This is a genomic window from Enterobacter sp. DVT3837, assembly GCF_056238685.1.
Window position 1 is genome coordinate 309948 of record NZ_JBWDLA010000002.1, and the last position, 16613, is coordinate 326560.

The following is a 16613-nucleotide window of genomic DNA, read 5'->3' on the forward strand; positions in this document are numbered from 1 at the left end:
CTGCCCACCTTTACCGCGAATCCCCTGGTTCTGCAAGAGTTGAATACGACATTAGTGTGAAGCTTATCATAATTATTCATTAATTATTCTTATAAGAAGAATAACTGAAAAATACGCCTAAATGAAAAAAATTAACAACTTAACGTAAATCACACAATTTTACTCTTCCACTATTAAATCATTTTAACGCGTTATAAACACAATTCGAATGATCACATACTGAAACATTTTTTTTGAGCGTTACGCATAAGTATATGTTTTTTCGAGGTAAGAAAAATGTATCCAGGACATTCTCGGGATGTGAACGATTGCAGACACCGGGAATGACAGGCAAAGCACGTGATATGCCAGTTATGTTCACCCTTCTGCATGAGTATTCGGCATTTAAGAATACAAAACAGTACTGATTGTTCGATATTTGAACAAATTACAAGTCATACTGATGGATTTATGGGTGATATTCACTTAAATTATGTGACGTGGATCACATTTTTTTTAAATTTGAGGAAGGCTGCATTGTATGTATCAAATCTGACGAGTAGAGTTTGCGTCGAATTAGGAAAAATCTTAGTTATTTGTAAGAAATGATAAAAGATGTAAGAGGCGCAACGGCGTTTCTTCTCTTGCGTGTATCAAATGAATACAAACCTAAATTCAACTATGCATTTGGCCTTTTCTTTTTTATACCGGGTGATTTCCCGGCGACATCACGGGGTGCGGTCTTTCCGCATAAAAATAATAGTTGGTTATTCGGGATGGGAACAATGCATACATCCGAGTTGCTAAAACATATCTATGACATCAATTTGTCGTATTTACTGCTCGCGCAGCGTTTGATTAGTCAGGACAAGGCGTCCGCGATGTTTCGTCTGGGTATTAACGAAGAAATGGCAACCATGCTGGGGGGGTTAACCCTCCCTCAGATGGTTAAACTGGCCGAAACGAATCAGCTGGTTTGTCAGTTCCGTTTCGATGATTCACAGACAATAACGCGTCTGACGCAGGAATCCCGTGTTGACGATCTTCAACAGATCCATACCGGTATACTTCTCTCCACTCGCTTGCTTAACGAAATCAGCCAGCCTGATGACGCAGCCCGTAAGAAAAGGGCCTAGCAATGAGCGAAAAAAGCATTGTTCAGGAAGCGCGTGACATACAGTTGGCCATGGAGCTGATTACACTGGGTGCTCGTTTACAAATGCTGGAAAGCGAGACTCAGTTGAGCCGTGGTCGTCTCATCAAACTGTACAAAGAGTTACGTGGTAGTCCCCCGCCGAAAGGCATGCTGCCGTTTTCTACCGACTGGTTTATGACGTGGGAGCAGAACATCCACGCATCCATGTTCTGTAACGCCTGGCAGTATCTTCTCAAAACCGGTTTGTGTAGCGGCGTTGACGCTGTGATCAAAGCGTACAAACTTTACCTTGAACAATGCCCACAGCAGGAAGATGGTCCACTGCTGGCGCTGACCCGCGCATGGACGCTGGTGCGTTTTGTTGAAAGCGAAATGCTTGAACTGTCGCGCTGCAATTGCTGCGATGGCAATTTTATTACCCATGCTCATCAGCCTGCAGGCAGCTTCGCCTGTAGTTTATGTCAGCCTCCATCCCGTGCAGTAAAAAGACGTAAACTTTCCCGGGATGCTGCCGATATTATTCCACAACTGCTGGATGAACAGATCGAACAAGCTGTTTAACCCGAACGTGTGGGCAAGATTCCAGCAGCGGTAAGCAATTACCGCTGCTTTTTTTTACCCCGCAAACGGTAAACGCTGCGAACTGAACGTCCTTGCCATAGTCACTAGCGGAAGGATGATGTCGTGCTTATCTTATTAGGTTACCTGGTAGTTCTCGGTACAGTTTTCGGCGGTTACATGATGACCGGCGGGCACCTTGGAGCACTCTATCAACCGGCTGAACTTATTATCATCGGCGGCGCAGGGGTAGGGGCTTTTATCGTTGGTAACAACGGTAAATCGATCAAGGGCACGCTGAAAGCGATTCCATTGCTGTTCCGTCGCTCGAAATACACCAAAAGCATGTATATGGACCTGCTGGCGCTGCTCTATCGCCTGATGGCGAAGTCACGTCAACAGGGCATGTTCTCTCTTGAACGCGATATCGAAAACCCGAAAGAGAGTGAAATTTTTGCCAGCTATCCGCGCATTCTTGCCGACGCCATGATGCTGGATTTCATCGTCGACTACCTGCGACTCATCATCAGCGGCAATATGAACACCTTCGAAATTGAAGCGCTGATGGACGAAGAGATCGAAACCCACGAAAGTGAATCCGAAGTGCCGGCCAACAGCCTGGCGCTGGTGGGCGATTCCCTTCCTGCGTTCGGTATCGTTGCCGCTGTCATGGGGGTTGTTCACGCCCTGGCCTCGGCGGATCGTCCTGCCGCTGAGCTGGGCGCACTGATCGCCCATGCGATGGTGGGTACCTTCCTCGGTATTTTGCTGGCGTATGGCTTCATCTCTCCGCTGGCAAGCGTTCTGCGCCAGAAGAGCGCGGAAACGACTAAAATGATGCAGTGCGTGAAGATCACGCTGCTCTCTAACCTCAACGGTTATGCGCCACCGATCGCGGTTGAGTTTGGCCGTAAAACGCTTTACTCCAGCGAGCGTCCGTCGTTTATCGAGCTTGAAGAACACGTGCGTGCGGTGAAAAACCCAAACCAACAGACGACAACTGAGGACGCATGAAAAACCAGTCCCATCCGATCGTCATCGTAAAAAAACGCAAGCATAAGGGCGGCGGGCATGGCGCACACGGCTCGTGGAAAATTGCGTACGCCGATTTTATGACTGCAATGATGGCGTTCTTTCTGGTGATGTGGCTTATCTCCATCTCCAGCCCGAAAGAACTGATCCAGATTGCGGAATATTTCCGAACGCCGCTGGCGACGGCGGTGGCCGGTGGGCCTCGCATCTCTAACAGCGACAGCCCAATCCCGGGCGGTGGCGATGATTACACCCAGCAGAAGGGTGAGGTGAAAAAAGAGCCGAACATCGACGAGCTGAAAAGAAAGATGGAGCAGGCGCGCCTGAAGAAACTGCGTGGCGATCTCGATCAGCTGATTGAAGCAGATCCAAAACTGCGCGCGCTGCGTCCGCATCTGAAAATCGATCTGGTACAGGAAGGGTTACGTATCCAGATTATTGATAGCCAGAACCGCCCAATGTTTAAGACCGGGAGTGCGGAAGTTGAGCCGTACATGCGCGATATTTTGCGTGCTATTGCGCCGGTGCTGAACGGCATTCCTAACCGAATCAGCCTGTCAGGACACACGGATGATTTCCCGTATGCCAGTGGAGAGAAGGGATACAGCAACTGGGAGCTTTCTGCCGATCGTGCCAACGCCTCGCGTCGCGAGCTGGTGGCCGGTGGGCTTGATGATGGCAAGGTACTGCGCGTGGTCGGCATGGCAGCAACCATGCGTGTCTCTGACCGCGGGCCGGATGACGCCATCAACCGTCGTATCAGTCTTTTAGTGCTGAACCAGCAGGCGGAGCAGGCCATCCTGCATGAAAACGCCGAAAGTCAGAATGAGTCACTGGACGATTTAAAACAGCCTGGGGCCGTTCCTTCGGCTGCCGTTCCAACATCGCCACCAGCCAATCCGAGGTGATAGCGTGAGCATGGATATTAGCGATTTTTACCAGACATTCTTTGATGAAGCCGACGAGTTGTTGGCCGATATGGAGCAACACTTGCTCGATTTGGTGCCTGAAGCACCAGACTCTGAGCAGCTTAATGCCATCTTCCGTGCGGCGCACTCCATTAAAGGCGGAGCCGGAACGTTTGGATTTACCATCCTGCAGGAAACGACCCATTTGATGGAAAACCTGCTTGATGAAGCACGACGCGGTGAGATGCAGCTCAATACCGATATTATCAACCTGTTTTTGGAAACCAAAGATATTATGCAGGAACAGCTCGACGCCTATAAAAGCTCGGCAGAGCCTGATGCCGCCAGCTTTGAATACATCTGCAATGCGCTGCGCCAGCTCGCGCTGGAAGCAAAAGGTGAGGTTGCAGCAGCCGTTGTTCCGGCCGCAAAACTGAGCGTTGTCGATGCCGTTGCCGCCCAGGAGTCTGCCCCTGCCGAAGCACAAGCGGGCAAATTGCGCGTTGTGCTGTCACGCCTGAAAGAGAATGAAGTTAACCTGCTGGAAGAAGAGCTGGGTAATCTGGCGACATTAAGCAATGTGGTAAAAGGCAAAGACAGTCTTGCTGCGACGCTTGATGACGGTATTGGCCAGGACGATATCGTGGCGGTGCTGTGCTTCGTCATTGAAGCCGACCAGATTGCCTTCGAAACCGAAACAGCCGTTGTCGAAACGCCAGCAGAAGAGGTCGCTGTTGTTGCTCAGAGTACTGCACCGGCCGTTGTGCCTGCGGCTCCGGCGCTGAAAGCCGTGCCAAAAGAGGCTGCGGCGCCAGGCCGTGGTGAAAAACCGGCTGCGCGTTCCAGTGAATCCACCAGCATCCGTGTTGCCGTTGAGAAGGTTGACCAGCTGATTAACCTGGTGGGCGAACTGGTCATCACTCAGTCAATGCTGGCACAACGTTCAAACGAACTGGACCCGGTCACGCACGGCGATCTGATTACCAGCATGGGGCAATTACAGCGTAATGCCCGCGATCTGCAGGAATCGGTCATGTCCATCCGAATGATGCCGATGGAATATGTCTTCAGCCGCTTCCCGCGTCTGGTCCGCGACCTTGCCAGCAAACTGAATAAACAGATTGAACTGACCCTGATGGGCAGCTCAACCGAACTGGATAAGAGCCTGATCGAGCGCATTATTGACCCGTTAACACACCTGGTGCGTAACAGCCTCGACCACGGTATCGAACTGCCGGAAAACCGCATTGCCGCCGGGAAATCTCCGGTCGGCAATCTGATCCTCTCTGCGGAACACCAGGGTGGGAACATCTGCATCGAAGTGACCGATGACGGTGCGGGCCTTAACCGTGAACGCATCCTGGCAAAAGCGATTTCGCAGGGGATGGCGGTCAATGAAAACATGACCGACGAAGAAGTGGGCATGTTGATCTTTGCGCCAGGCTTCTCGACTGCGGAACAAGTGACCGACGTGTCCGGGCGCGGTGTGGGCATGGACGTGGTGAAACGTAACATCCAGGAGATGGGCGGTCACGTTGAGATCCAGTCTAAGCAGGGCTCTGGCACCACCATTCGCATCCTGCTGCCGCTGACGCTGGCAATTCTGGACGGTATGTCAGTCAAAGTGGCAGACGAAGTCTTTATTCTGCCGCTGAACGCCGTGATGGAATCGCTGCAGCCGCGTGAGGAAGATCTGCATCCGCTGGCGGGTGGCGAGCGTGTTCTCGAAGTGCGCGGTGAGTATCTGCCGCTGGTGGAACTGTGGAAAGTGTTTGAAGTGGACGGGGCGAAGACAGAGGCCACGCAGGGTATCGTTGTGATCCTGCAAAGTGCGGGCCGTCGCTACGCGCTGCTGGTTGATCAGCTGATTGGTCAGCACCAGGTGGTGGTGAAAAACCTCGAAAGCAACTACCGCAAGGTACCAGGTATTTCTGCCGCGACCATTCTGGGTGATGGTAGCGTGGCGCTGATCGTCGACGTATCGGCGCTTCAGGGATTAAATCGTGAACAACGTGTGGCGTACACAGCCGCCTGATTAAGTAGAAGGTAATAACATGACCGGTATGAGTAATGTAACGAAACTGGCGGGCGAGCCATCAGGGCAGGAATTCCTGGTTTTCACTTTAGGTGACGAAGAGTACGGTATCGACATTCTGAAAGTGCAGGAAATCCGTGGTTACGACCAGGTTACCCGCATCGCTAACACGCCTGCTTTTATTAAAGGTGTCACCAACCTGCGTGGTGTGATTGTGCCAATCGTTGACCTGCGCGTGAAGTTCAGCCAGGGCGACGTTGACTACAACGACAACACCGTGGTGATTGTTCTGAACCTGGGGCAGCGCGTAGTGGGCATCGTGGTGGATGGCGTGTCTGATGTGCTTTCCCTGACCTCTGACCAAATCCGTCCTGCACCGGAATTTGCCGTCACATTGTCGACGGAATACCTGACCGGTCTGGGCGCGCTCGGCGAGCGTATGCTGATTCTGGTGAATATTGAGAAGCTGCTGAACAGCGATGAGATGGCACTGCTGGATATCGCGGCGAGTCATGTAGCGTAAAACAAAGCCGGGTAGCACTGACGCTTACCCGGCCTACGTGTTCGAGCCATTAGTAGGCCGGGTAAGGCGAAGCCGCCACCCGGCTTTTTCATACCCTTATGCTTCCTGCTCCACCAGCTCAGCTTCCGCTTCCCGCGCACCTTCATTCTGCGACAGCATCGCGGTCGCGATACCATTCCCCAGAACGTTAATTGCAGAGCGACCCATATCCAGGAAGTGATCAATTCCCATCAGCAGCAGAATACCGGCCACCGGAATATTGAAGCTTGGAATAGTCGCCGCCAGAACGACCAGCGATGAACGCGGTACGCCTGCAATGCCTTTTGAAGCGAGCATCAGGGTCAGCATCAATACCGTCACTTCAGAGAAGCTCAGGTGAATGTTGTACGCCTGGGCGATAAACATCGAGGCGAAAGAGCAGTACACCATCGAACCCACCAGGTTGAAGGAGTAGCCAATCGGCAGAACGAAAGAGGCAATGTTGCGCGAGCAGCCAAAACGCTCCAGCTGTTCCAGCGTTTTTGGATAGGCCGCTTCAGAGCTGCTGGTGGTAAACGCTACCAGTACCGGGTCTTTCAGCATACTGACCAGGCGAAACACCTCTTTTTTCAGTACCATGTAACCCACGGCCAGCAGCACCATGCAGGTGAGAAGAATGGCAACATAGTAGCCACCAATAAAGGAGGCGTAGTTCAACAGAATGCCCAGACCCTGAGTGGCAATAACGGATGAAATCGCCGCGAAAATGGCCAGTGGCGCAACGTACATCACGTAACCCGTCACCTTCAGCATGATATGGGAAACCACATCCAGCGCGGCAACCAGTGGCGCGTTGAATTTCTGTCCCAGCGACGCGCCGCCGATGCCGAAGAACATCGAGAACACCACAATCTGCAGGATCTCATTGTTCGACATCGCCCCTGCGATACTGGTTGGAATGGTGTGAGACAGGAAGGCTTTCAGCGTCATGCCCCCAACGGCCAGACCGGTATCGACGGCTTCGGTTGGGATCGTCAGGTTCAGACCGCTTCCCGGATGCTCGAGCGTGACGATAAACAGCCCCACCAGAATAGACAGCACGGATGAGCTGATAAACCACACCATCGCTTTGCCGCCAACGCGGCCAATGGTGGAGGTTTCACCCAGTTTCATGATGCCGACGGTTAACGTGCTGAAGACCAAAGGTGCAATCACCATTTTGATCAGGCGAAGGAAGATATCGGTCAGAAGGGTAATATTATCCGACCAGGCTTTAATAGCATCCGCAGATGCGTACTCATGAATTGCTGCCCCTGAAAGAATACCCGCCAGCATGAAAATCACGATGAAGAGTGTGAGTTTGTTTGCACTTGCCACGAAAAAAGACCCTCTATGCGCTTTAGATGTAGCCCGAGTCGATACATATAAATTTTTTATTACGACGCGGGAAATTATTCGGCACATAAATTGACGCAAAGTGTAGGGGGATACAACTCCTTTTTAAGTTTTATTAATTTTGTTGTTAATTCACTGACGATATATTGTGATCAATATCACATTATTGCGGATATATTCTCTGTGGATAAAATAAAATCTCTGTTTTTTAAAGTTCAACTGACTGTTATTTATAGAAATACCTCGTCAATAAGACATTCGGCTTATGCGTCATGGGGCAGGTGGTAGAAGCGATATCCATAAACTAAATTCTCAATAACCCCCTCAAAGGAACCTTAAGCGGGGCTAACATCTTGAACGACAAAAATAAAATGCGGCAAGGGAACGGAGACGTCTTCTGGAGGGTGGTAAATGAAAAGAAAACTCCTTTTGATCTGCGCAGGCAGCTTACTGACTGCAACAACGGCCCATCAGGCGCTGGCCGTTACCAGCAGCGGCACCATCGGCGCGACGCTGACGCTGACAAACGGTTGTTTGATAAACGGATCGCCCGCGCAAAGTGGCATTAACTTCGGTACGCTCGATTTCGGTACCCATCCGGCTACCTTTTCCACTCTTACGACGCAGCTGAGCGGCGCCAGCGGTGGAAACACCTTCACCATTCAATGTACGACCGCAAGCTATACGGTCGCGATCACCGGTAATACCCACTCCACCGCGCCCGGCTCCGTTGTCGGTTCGCCGGGTACGCCTGAACGCTATCTGGTTAATACGGCCAACGCGGCACAGGGCGTGGCTTATAGCCTGTACAGCGACAGCGGGTTTAACACCGTGATTGCCAATAACGCCGCGTTGCCGATCGCCTCTACGGCCGGAGGCGTGGATAGCTACACCCTCTACGGGCGTATTACCGGCGGTGGTAACAGCGTGACGGTCGTCCCGGGAACCTACACCGACACGATTAACGTCAGCGTCACCTATTAGTCCCGAACCGCCATGAAGGCAACTCTCACAGGTCTGCGCAAACGCGCAGAGGGACGCGTGCAGCCTTTTTTCGCGCTGATTGTCGGATTGCTCGTGATGCCCTCTGCGGACGCGGTGACATCACAGTCCTTTAAGGTCAGCGCGACGATAGTACCGGGATGCGCGGTGGCCACCGGCAGCGGAGGGCTTCTCGGTACGCTGGATTTTGGCACCCATAACGGCGTCGAGAGCGCGCCGGTCAGCACCAGCTTTGTGCCAAACGGGGCGTTGTCTATCGCCTGTACGCCGGGCGTGGCGCTGAGCATGAGCATTAATGGCGGTCAAAATTTTTCATCCGTGCGTCGGATGAAGCGGTCCGGTGGAACAGAACTGGTGCCGTACCGGCTCTACAGCAGCAGCTCGCTGGCCGCGAACAGCGAAATTGGCGTAAACCAGGCGATACCGGTGACGTATACCAACAGCAATAACATCGCGCTGCCGCTTTTTGGCGTGGCGCTACTGACCGGATTTAGCCCGGCAGGAACCTATTCCGATCAACTCACCGTGACCTTGTCATGGTAATAAAGGGAGAGTGTTGATGAAGCCATTTTTCAGACCGGTATGTCTGGCGGGTGCGTTGGGTATGGCTGCGGTAACCGGCCAGGTGCAGGCGGCGGCGACTATTCTGCTCTGGCCGATCGATCCGTGGCTTGCTGCAGACGCCAACGCCACGGAACTGTGGATCCAGAATCAGGGAAACAGCGCCACGACGATGCAGGTCCGCATCGTGCGCTGGAAGCAGGAGGACGGACACGAGCGTTATACCTCGCAGCAGGATGTGGTCGCCAGCCCGCCCATCGTCACGATTGGTACTGGCAGCAAGCAGCTTATTCGCCTTATCAAACAGGTTTCTGTTCCCGCTGGTGTCGAACAGGCTTACCGCATTATCGTAGATGAAATCCCTCAGCCTGATACCAAAGCCGAACCTGCCATCGGCCTCAAATTGCAGATGCGTTACTCCATCCCTTTGTTTGTGTATGGACAGGGGATCCCGACCATCAAAGAAGGCGCGCATCACGCGCTGGCGGAAACCCAAAACCTGAGCTGGCGGGTGACGCGCGCGGAGGGGCAGCCTGCGCTGGAGGTCAGAAATCGGGGTGATGTCCATGTCAGGCTGAGCCAGGTGGCGCTGGAGCAGGGAGGTCGGAAACACACGGTAGCGGATGGACTACTGGGTTACGTTCTTCCCGGCAGCACCCGCAGTTGGCCAATACCCGCCGGGGTTCGCCAGCCAGACCGGATGAGTGCGCAAATTAATGCCAGGGACGCACAATGGCAGTCGACGCCCGTCAACTGAAACCGGCGATGATGATACTGCTTTGCGTCAGTACCACTTCCTGGGCTGAAACCGGCGACGACAGTTTACCGCCGCCCCCCCAGGCTCAGGCGATCAATGATGAGGCGGTCTTCCAGCTCGCCCTCGTGCTGAACCACTACGATACCGGTCTGGTGGTGCCTGTGACGCAACGTAAAGGCGCTTTCTATATCTCCAGCGCAGATTTGTTACGCGCAGGGCTTCCCCCTGAGCATGTACCAACCGGGGACGTTAATCTCTCTTCGCTTTCTCAGGTTAGGGTGGAGTATGACAGCGCTGCGCAACGGTTATTGCTGACCGTTCCCCGCGACTGGGTCACGACCCGCGTGACGCCGTTCAGCACACAAACGGCGCAGAGCAAACCGCACTTTGGACGCGGGGCATTGCTGAATTATGATCTCTACACCAACCACACGGAACATCTTGGTGGTCAGGCGTCGCTCTGGCACGAATTCCGCTACTTTAACGAGAACGGCTCGTTTTCCTCTACCGGCTACGCCCGGGAAAATTTCACCGGGAATAATGGTCAGCAGGAAGGATATGTCCGCTATGACACCACTCTGCTATTCACAAATGAGGATGAGGCGATTTCCTGGAGTGCCGGGGATGTGATCAGCGACGCCCTGAGCTGGAGTACCAGCGTACGTATGGGCGGGATAAGTTACGGACGGGATTTCTCCCTGCGTCCGGACCTGGTCACATGGCCGCTACCCGAATTTTCGGGAGAAGCCGCGGTACCCACCTCGGTTGATCTCTTTATTAATGGCTATCGGTCCGGCTCAACTCAGCTCCAGCCGGGGCCATTTACGCTGACTAATCTGCCCTATATCAACGGTGCTGGGGATGCGGTGCTGGTCACCACCGATGCATTGGGTCGTCAGGTAAGTACCACGCTACCGTTTTATGTCACCAGTGATTTGTTAAAACAAGGCCTGAGCGACGGGGCCGTGACGCTCGGAAGCCTGCGGCGTAATTATGGCATCAGGAATTTTGACTACGGCCCTGCGGCAGGCAGCGGTTCATATCGCTATGGTTTGACGGACTGGCTCACGCTGGAGGGGCATGCGGAAGGGGCACAAGAGCTGGTGTTAGGGGGAGCTGGCACTGTGGTTAAACTCGGACAGTTTGGCGTGGTGAATACCTCTTACTCGCAAAGCCGCATGCGCGGTGATGCAGGCGGGCAAATCAACTGGGGTTACCAGTACAGCACCAGCGAGTTTAGCGTGGCAACCCAGCACACGCGGCGCGATCGCGGCTTTGGCAATCTGGCTCTCTACGACCAGCCGACGGTCTATGACGAAAATGACAAACCCATCGCCAGTTTTAGTCGCAATACGGATCAGTATTCTCTCACCTTTAATCTGGGGCAGTACGGCAATATTGGCGCAGCCTGGATCGGCGTAGAGAGCTTCGACAGTCAAAAAACCGAGCTGCTGAATCTCTCCTGGAGCCGTAATCTGTGGGGTGCGAGCAGTATTTATCTGGCGGCAAGCCGGGACCAGCAGCAGGGAGACTGGACGGTGGCGTTGTCGCTGCAGGTGCCGCTGGGGGCGCGTGACAGCGCCGCCGTCACTTTCGAAAACACCCCGGATGCGGGCAGCACGCAGCGCATCAACTATAACCACTCGATGCCTTCCGACGGCGGGTTTAGCTGGAACATGGCATGGGCTAACCAGTCGAAAGCCAGTGACTATCAGCAGGGAACGCTGGGCTGGCGCAATAACAACATTGAGCTACAGGGAGGCGGTTATGGTGAAAAGGACAACATGACCTGGTGGGGCGAGGCGATGGGGGCGATTGTTCTGATGGACGGCGAGCTGTTTGCGGCCAACAAAATCAACGATGCCTTTGTGGTCATCAGTACCGATGGTCACCCGGATGTCCCGGTCAGCTACGAGAACCAGCCCGTCGGTAAAACCAATAACAACGGTTATCTGCTGGTGAGCGGGGTGTCGGCGTATTATCCGGCCAGTTACCGGATTAATACGCTGAATTTGCCTGCGGATACCCGGCTGAAAGAGACCGAACGCCGGATTGCGATCCGCCGCCATAGCGGCTACCTGGTCGATTTCCCGATGGAACAGGAGCGGGTGGCGAGCGTTATTCTGCATGATGCGCAGGGACAGGCTATTCCGGTGGGAAGCCAGGTCCGACGCGCATCGCGTAGCAATGCGGTGGTAGGGTATGACGGTATCGCCTGGCTGGAAAATCTCAGTGATGTGAACCCGCTCGACGTTATCACCCCTGACGGAAAGCACTGCTCGGTCACGCTGACGGTGAGTGCCAATCCGCAACACAAACTGCAAACCTACGGTCCTCTGGTTTGTCGGGAGGGACAGTGAAACGCTTGCTGCTGTTGATGTTGTTGCTGTTCTCTGGCAGCGGCTGGGCGGCGTGTAACATCAGCACGGTCAATGCGTCGTTTGGTAGCGTTACCTCGTTCGCACTCAGCGGAAGCGGAGAGGTCGAAACCACGGGCACGCTGGTGGTGGCGTGCGATGCCATACTGAATCTGTTGACCAGCGACTCAGTGACGCTGACCTATAGCTCGGCATCGGTCTCGGGCAGCAGTCGGGCCACCATGAAACGGACGGATAATGCGACCATTACGGACGTGATCCCCACGCGATTGTGCGGTCTATCGGGGTGCGCAAGCAGCAGCGAGGTACAGATAAGTAAATCGTATACCTGGAGTGGGAATACCTTGCTGGGGCTGCTGGGGTCAAAGCAGTACAACATTCCGCTCTATTTTCGCACCGTCGCCGGGCAAAACGTCACTGCCGGGCCATATCAGGTGCAGTTAACCTTCAGCATTAACTACAGCGTGTGCTCCGTGGGCGCGCTCGGCATTTGCACAATCAATCAGACGGGAACCTCGACAACCACCATCCTGTTAGATATGACCGTCACCAATGACTGCAGCGCGATGACCACGCCGGACGTGAGCTTCAACAGCGCGCCGCTGGTGCAAAGTTTCCCCACCGTCTCACAGGCGATTGCCGTCACCTGTACCAAAGGAAGTTCGTATACCATCGGCATCAATAACGGTGCCAACGCGCTGAACAACGTACGGCGTATGGTGAATGGTAGCAACTTTATGAGCTACGACATCTATAAAGAAGCCACCAGTAACCGCTGGGGGGGAAGCGGCAGCGAGCGCTGGTCCAGCGCGGTATCGTCGCAGGTCAGTACTGATGGTTTACTGCGCACCTACAACTACACCGCGAAAGTCCTGATCAATCAGGCCACGCCCCCCGCCGGAACCTACACCGATACGCTGATTGTCGACGTGGCGTTTTAACCCGCGCTTTTCCCTTTCTCAAATGTAAAGTTCCTGTGGGCAGTGCCGATAACACCGTTAATAAATCTATGAGAAGGTGTTGTATGTTGAACCGTATCCGCGTTGTCACAATGCTCATGATGGTGCTGGTCATTTTCGCACTTCTTCAGCTCATCTCCGGCGGGCTTTTTTTCTCGTCATTAAAACAGAACCAGGACAGTTTCGCGGCCTCGAACGATCTCCGCCTGCAGCAGAGTGAACTCACGTCGACGTGGGATCTGATGCTGCAAACGCGTATCAATCTGAGCCGCTCGTCCGCGCGCATGATGATGGATCCGAATAATCAGCAGAGCAGCGCGAAAACCGATCTGTTGAAAAATGCCCGTGCTACTCTCGCTGACGCCGCAAAACATTACGACGCCTTCAAAAAGATCACCCCGCAGCCTGCTATGGAGCAGGTGAGCCAGAATATTGACGAAAAATACAACGCCTACAATGCCGGTCTGACGGAGCTGATTCAGTTCCTGGAAAGCGGCAACATGGACGCCTATTTCGCACAGCCAACGCAAGGGATGCAAAACGCACTCGGCGCGGCGCTGGGGGAATATGCGAAGGTCAGTAGCGATCTGTATCACTCGGCCTTTACCGAAAGCCAGAATGACTATCGCTTTGCGAAATGGCAGATGGCCGTGATGGCGCTGGCGCTGGTCATTGTGCTGGTCGCGGTCTGGTACGGCATTCGCCATATCCTGCTGAACCCTCTCGGTCGCGTCATTGCCCACATTCGTGAAATTGCCGGAGGCGACCTGACCAAAACGCTGACCGTTTCCGGGCGCAATGAGATCACCGAACTGGCCAACAGCGTTGACCATATGCAGCGTTCATTAATTGAAACCGTCGCCAACGTGCGAAACGGGTCGGAGGCTATCTATACCGGCACCAGCGAAATTGCGCTGGGGAATAACGATCTCTCTTCCCGTACTGAAGAGCAGGCTTCCGCCCTGGAAGAGACGGCCGCCAGCATGGAACAACTTACCGCGACCGTGAAGCAGAACGCCGATAACGCCCGTCAGGCTTCTCAACTGGCTGAAAGTGCCTCTGAGACGGCGCAACGTGGTGGTCGCGTGGTGGATGGCGTGGTGAAAACCATGCACGAAATCGCCGACAGCTCGAAGAAAATCGCCGACATCATTAGCGTCATCGATGGCATTGCTTTCCAGACCAACATCCTTGCGCTGAACGCCGCCGTGGAAGCGGCACGTGCGGGCGAGCAGGGGCGTGGGTTTGCCGTGGTCGCGGGTGAAGTGCGTAACCTCGCCAGTCGCAGTGCCAATGCGGCGAAAGAGATCAAAGCGTTGATTGAGGATTCCGTTTCCCGCGTGGATACCGGCTCCGTGCTGGTAGAAAGTGCCGGGGAAACCATGAATGACATCGTGAATGCTGTTACTCGCGTAACGGACATCATGGGTGAAATCGCCTCTGCATCTGACGAGCAGAGTCGTGGTATCGACCAGGTTGCTCTGGCGGTATCGGAAATGGATCGCGTGACACAACAAAACGCCGCGCTGGTGCAGGAGTCCGCTGCGGCGGCCGCTGCCCTGGAAGACCAGGCGAGCCGTCTGAAGATGGCCGTCTCGGCGTTTCGTCTCGCTTCACTCGCTGGAAACACGGTCACCCCGCAAGCCACCTATCGTGTGCCCGCTGCAGAATCAGCGGCAACCCGTACCCGTGCTGCGACGACCGGACAAGATGAAAACTGGGAAACATTTTGACTGACAATTAAACCGCGGCTGCTTGCCGCTTGATGGGAGCGTGGATGTTAAATCGTATTCGTATCTCGACCACACTGTTTTTGATTCTGATCCTTTGCGGTGTGTTGCAGGTTGGCAGTAACGGGTTGTCTTTTTGGGCGTTTCGCGATGGCTATCAGAATTTGCAGGAAGTTGAGGCGAGTAATCAGCAGCGCTCCGCACTGGCACAAACACGTGCCGTGCTGTTGCAGGCAAGCACTGCGCTGAACAAGGCGGGAACCTTAACCGCGCTAAGTTATCCGCCGGATGACATCAAAGCGCTGATGGCGACCGCGCGTGACAGTCTGAAACAGGCAGACGGGCAGTTTAAAGCCTTTACGGCGCAGGAAGCCGTTAGCGAGAAAGAGAAAACGCTAAAGGCTGCCATGAAAAAGAACTTTGAACAGTGGTACAGCGATCTGGATCACCAGGCAACCTGGCTTGAGAACAACCAGCTGTCAGATTTTATGACCGCACCGGTTCAGGCGTCTCAGGCGGCGTTTGATGGCAGCTTCAACGCGTGGCAGCAGGATATTAACCAGTTTGTTAAACGCGCAGGGGAAGACAGTCGAATGAGCTACCACATGTCCGGCGTGATTTTTGCCGTGGTGGTGATTTTGGCGGCGCTGCTGACCGGCGGGGCACTGATCTGGTCTCGCAAAATGATTGTGCAGCCGCTGGCGATTATCAGCAGCCACTTCGACAGTATTGCAAAGGGGAATCTGGCGCGTCCGGTGGCGGTTTATGGCAAGAACGAAATTTCGGCGATCTTTGCCAGCCTGAAGGCGATGCAGGGATCGCTGCGGGAAACGGTATCCGATGTGCGTCAGGGCAGTTATGCCATGCACACCGGGATTTCAGAGATTGCGGCAGGTAATAACGATCTCTCGTCCCGTACCGAGCAGCAGGCGGCCTCGCTGGCGCAGACGGCAGCCAGTATGGAGCAACTGACTGCGACGGTAAGTCAGAACGCCGATAACGCGCGTCAGGTGTCTGACCTGTCGAAACAGGCAGCAATGACGGCGAAAAAGGGTGGGGATCAGGCGTCTCATGTTGCGAGCACCATGCAGGAGATTGCCACCAGTTCGCAGAAAATTGGTGACATCATCAGCGTGATCGACGGTATCGCGTTCCAGACCAACATTCTGGCGCTCAATGCCGCTGTCGAAGCGGCGCGCGCCGGTGAACAGGGTCGTGGTTTTGCGGTGGTGGCGGGTGAAGTGCGTAACCTGGCAAGCCGAAGTGCCAACGCGGCGAAAGAGATTAAGGTGCTGATAGAAGAGTCGGTTTCACGCGTCCAGCAGGGCTCTACGCTGGTCGATACGGCGGCACAAACCATGCACGAGATCGTCACCTCTGTCACGCGGGTGAACGACATCATGGGCGAAATTGCCTCGGCGTCGGACGAACAGCGTCGCGGGATTGAGCAGGTTGCTCAGGCAGTCAGTCAGATGGATCAGGTCACGCAACAGAACGCCTCGTTAGTTGAGGAAGCGGCAGCGGCAACCGATCAGCTGGCCAGCCAGGCGGATCATCTCACCGGACTGGTCGCGGTATTTAATGTGAAAGAGCACGTTGAAGCAGTAACAGAAGTCGGGCGGTCGCAGGCCGTGCCAGTTGTATCCTGAATGTAATTAAGA

At 54.2% G+C, this 16613-nt stretch carries 14 protein-coding genes; 13 read left to right on the forward strand and 1 reads right to left on the reverse strand.

Features of this window, described 5'->3' with window-relative positions:
• Window positions 1-764: 764 nt before the first annotated feature.
• The 6 genes from flhD to cheW all read left to right on the forward strand — a co-directional run bounded on the left by flhD (window position 765) and on the right by cheW (window position 6191).
• On the forward strand, window positions 765-1115 hold the full coding sequence (gene flhD / locus AC0XWG_RS16370; protein WP_023312264.1) for a flagellar transcriptional regulator FlhD: 351 nt from the start codon (window positions 765-767) through the stop codon (window positions 1113-1115).
• Window positions 1116-1117: 2 nt separating this feature from the next.
• Window positions 1118-1696, forward strand: coding sequence for a flagellar transcriptional regulator FlhC (flhC, locus tag AC0XWG_RS16375; protein ID WP_475680834.1), 579 nt, complete (start codon window positions 1118-1120; stop codon window positions 1694-1696).
• 123 nt (window positions 1697-1819) lie between these two features.
• Window positions 1820-2707, forward strand: coding sequence for a flagellar motor stator protein MotA (gene motA / locus AC0XWG_RS16380; RefSeq protein ID WP_008500417.1), 888 nt, complete (start codon window positions 1820-1822; stop codon window positions 2705-2707).
• Window positions 2704-3633: a flagellar motor protein MotB gene (motB, locus tag AC0XWG_RS16385; protein WP_028018604.1), complete on the forward strand. Its 930-nt coding sequence runs from the start codon at window positions 2704-2706 to the stop codon at window positions 3631-3633. The genes motA and motB overlap by 4 nt, the downstream gene beginning before the upstream one ends.
• A 4-nt stretch (window positions 3634-3637) precedes the next feature.
• Window positions 3638-5668 (forward strand): chemotaxis protein CheA, encoded by a 2031-nt coding sequence (gene cheA / locus AC0XWG_RS16390; protein ID WP_049006612.1) that lies wholly within the window; start codon window positions 3638-3640, stop codon window positions 5666-5668.
• A 19-nt stretch (window positions 5669-5687) separates the two neighbouring features.
• Window positions 5688-6191, forward strand: a complete 504-nt coding sequence (gene cheW, locus AC0XWG_RS16395) for a chemotaxis protein CheW (protein WP_008500420.1) — start codon at window positions 5688-5690, stop codon at window positions 6189-6191.
• A 96-nt stretch (window positions 6192-6287) separates the two neighbouring features.
• Here the strand turns inward: cheW and AC0XWG_RS16400 are convergent, their stop codons facing one another.
• Window positions 6288-7547, reverse strand: a complete 1260-nt coding sequence (locus tag AC0XWG_RS16400) for a dicarboxylate/amino acid:cation symporter (protein WP_028018606.1) — start codon at window positions 7545-7547, stop codon at window positions 6288-6290.
• Window positions 7548-7976: 429 nt separating this feature from the next.
• On the opposite strand from AC0XWG_RS16400, the gene AC0XWG_RS16405 reads away from it, so the two are divergent.
• The 7 genes from AC0XWG_RS16405 to tap all read left to right on the forward strand — a co-directional run bounded on the left by AC0XWG_RS16405 (window position 7977) and on the right by tap (window position 16601).
• On the forward strand, window positions 7977-8549 hold the full coding sequence (locus tag AC0XWG_RS16405; RefSeq protein ID WP_028018607.1) for a Csu type fimbrial protein: 573 nt from the start codon (window positions 7977-7979) through the stop codon (window positions 8547-8549).
• Between the two features lie 12 nt (window positions 8550-8561).
• On the forward strand, window positions 8562-9110 hold the full coding sequence (locus AC0XWG_RS16410; RefSeq protein ID WP_134708046.1) for a Csu type fimbrial protein: 549 nt from the start codon (window positions 8562-8564) through the stop codon (window positions 9108-9110).
• 16 nt (window positions 9111-9126) lie between these two features.
• Window positions 9127-9885 (forward strand): fimbrial biogenesis chaperone, encoded by a 759-nt coding sequence (locus tag AC0XWG_RS16415; protein ID WP_134708047.1) that lies wholly within the window; start codon window positions 9127-9129, stop codon window positions 9883-9885.
• A complete protein-coding gene (locus tag AC0XWG_RS16420; protein ID WP_475680835.1) occupies window positions 9861-12245 on the forward strand; it encodes a fimbria/pilus outer membrane usher protein in 2385 nt (794 codons plus the stop codon). The genes AC0XWG_RS16415 and AC0XWG_RS16420 overlap by 25 nt, the downstream gene beginning before the upstream one ends.
• A complete protein-coding gene (locus tag AC0XWG_RS16425; RefSeq protein ID WP_475680836.1) occupies window positions 12242-13204 on the forward strand; it encodes a Csu type fimbrial protein in 963 nt (320 codons plus the stop codon). Before AC0XWG_RS16420 ends, AC0XWG_RS16425 begins: the two co-directional genes overlap by 4 nt.
• Before the next feature lie 83 nt (window positions 13205-13287).
• The gene (gene tar / locus AC0XWG_RS16430) at window positions 13288-14955 is read left to right on the forward strand and encodes a methyl-accepting chemotaxis protein II (protein WP_049006624.1); all 1668 of its coding nucleotides are present in this window, start codon (window positions 13288-13290) and stop codon (window positions 14953-14955) included.
• A gap of 44 nt (window positions 14956-14999) precedes the next feature.
• Complete coding sequence (gene tap / locus AC0XWG_RS16435) at window positions 15000-16601, forward strand: methyl-accepting chemotaxis protein IV (RefSeq protein ID WP_475680837.1); 1602 nt, start codon at window positions 15000-15002, stop codon at window positions 16599-16601.
• Window positions 16602-16613 lie beyond the last annotated feature (12 nt).

What these genes read in the sequence shown, in the direction of transcription:
- AC0XWG_RS16420 (WP_475680835.1), top strand. Translation starts at nt 9,861, where the DNA reads ATGGCAGTCGACGCCCGTCAACTGAAACCGGCGATGATGATACTGCTT.
- cheW (WP_008500420.1), top strand. Translation starts at nt 5,688, where the DNA reads ATGACCGGTATGAGTAATGTAACGAAACTGGCGGGCGAGCCATCAGGG.
- motB (WP_028018604.1), top strand. Translation starts at nt 2,704, where the DNA reads ATGAAAAACCAGTCCCATCCGATCGTCATCGTAAAAAAACGCAAGCAT.
- AC0XWG_RS16405 (WP_028018607.1), top strand. Translation starts at nt 7,977, where the DNA reads ATGAAAAGAAAACTCCTTTTGATCTGCGCAGGCAGCTTACTGACTGCA.
- flhC (WP_475680834.1), top strand. Translation starts at nt 1,118, where the DNA reads ATGAGCGAAAAAAGCATTGTTCAGGAAGCGCGTGACATACAGTTGGCC.
- AC0XWG_RS16415 (WP_134708047.1), top strand. Translation starts at nt 9,127, where the DNA reads ATGAAGCCATTTTTCAGACCGGTATGTCTGGCGGGTGCGTTGGGTATG.
- flhD (WP_023312264.1), top strand. Translation starts at nt 765, where the DNA reads ATGCATACATCCGAGTTGCTAAAACATATCTATGACATCAATTTGTCG.
- AC0XWG_RS16410 (WP_134708046.1), top strand. Translation starts at nt 8,562, where the DNA reads ATGAAGGCAACTCTCACAGGTCTGCGCAAACGCGCAGAGGGACGCGTG.
- tar (WP_049006624.1), top strand. Translation starts at nt 13,288, where the DNA reads ATGTTGAACCGTATCCGCGTTGTCACAATGCTCATGATGGTGCTGGTC.
- tap (WP_475680837.1), top strand. Translation starts at nt 15,000, where the DNA reads ATGTTAAATCGTATTCGTATCTCGACCACACTGTTTTTGATTCTGATC.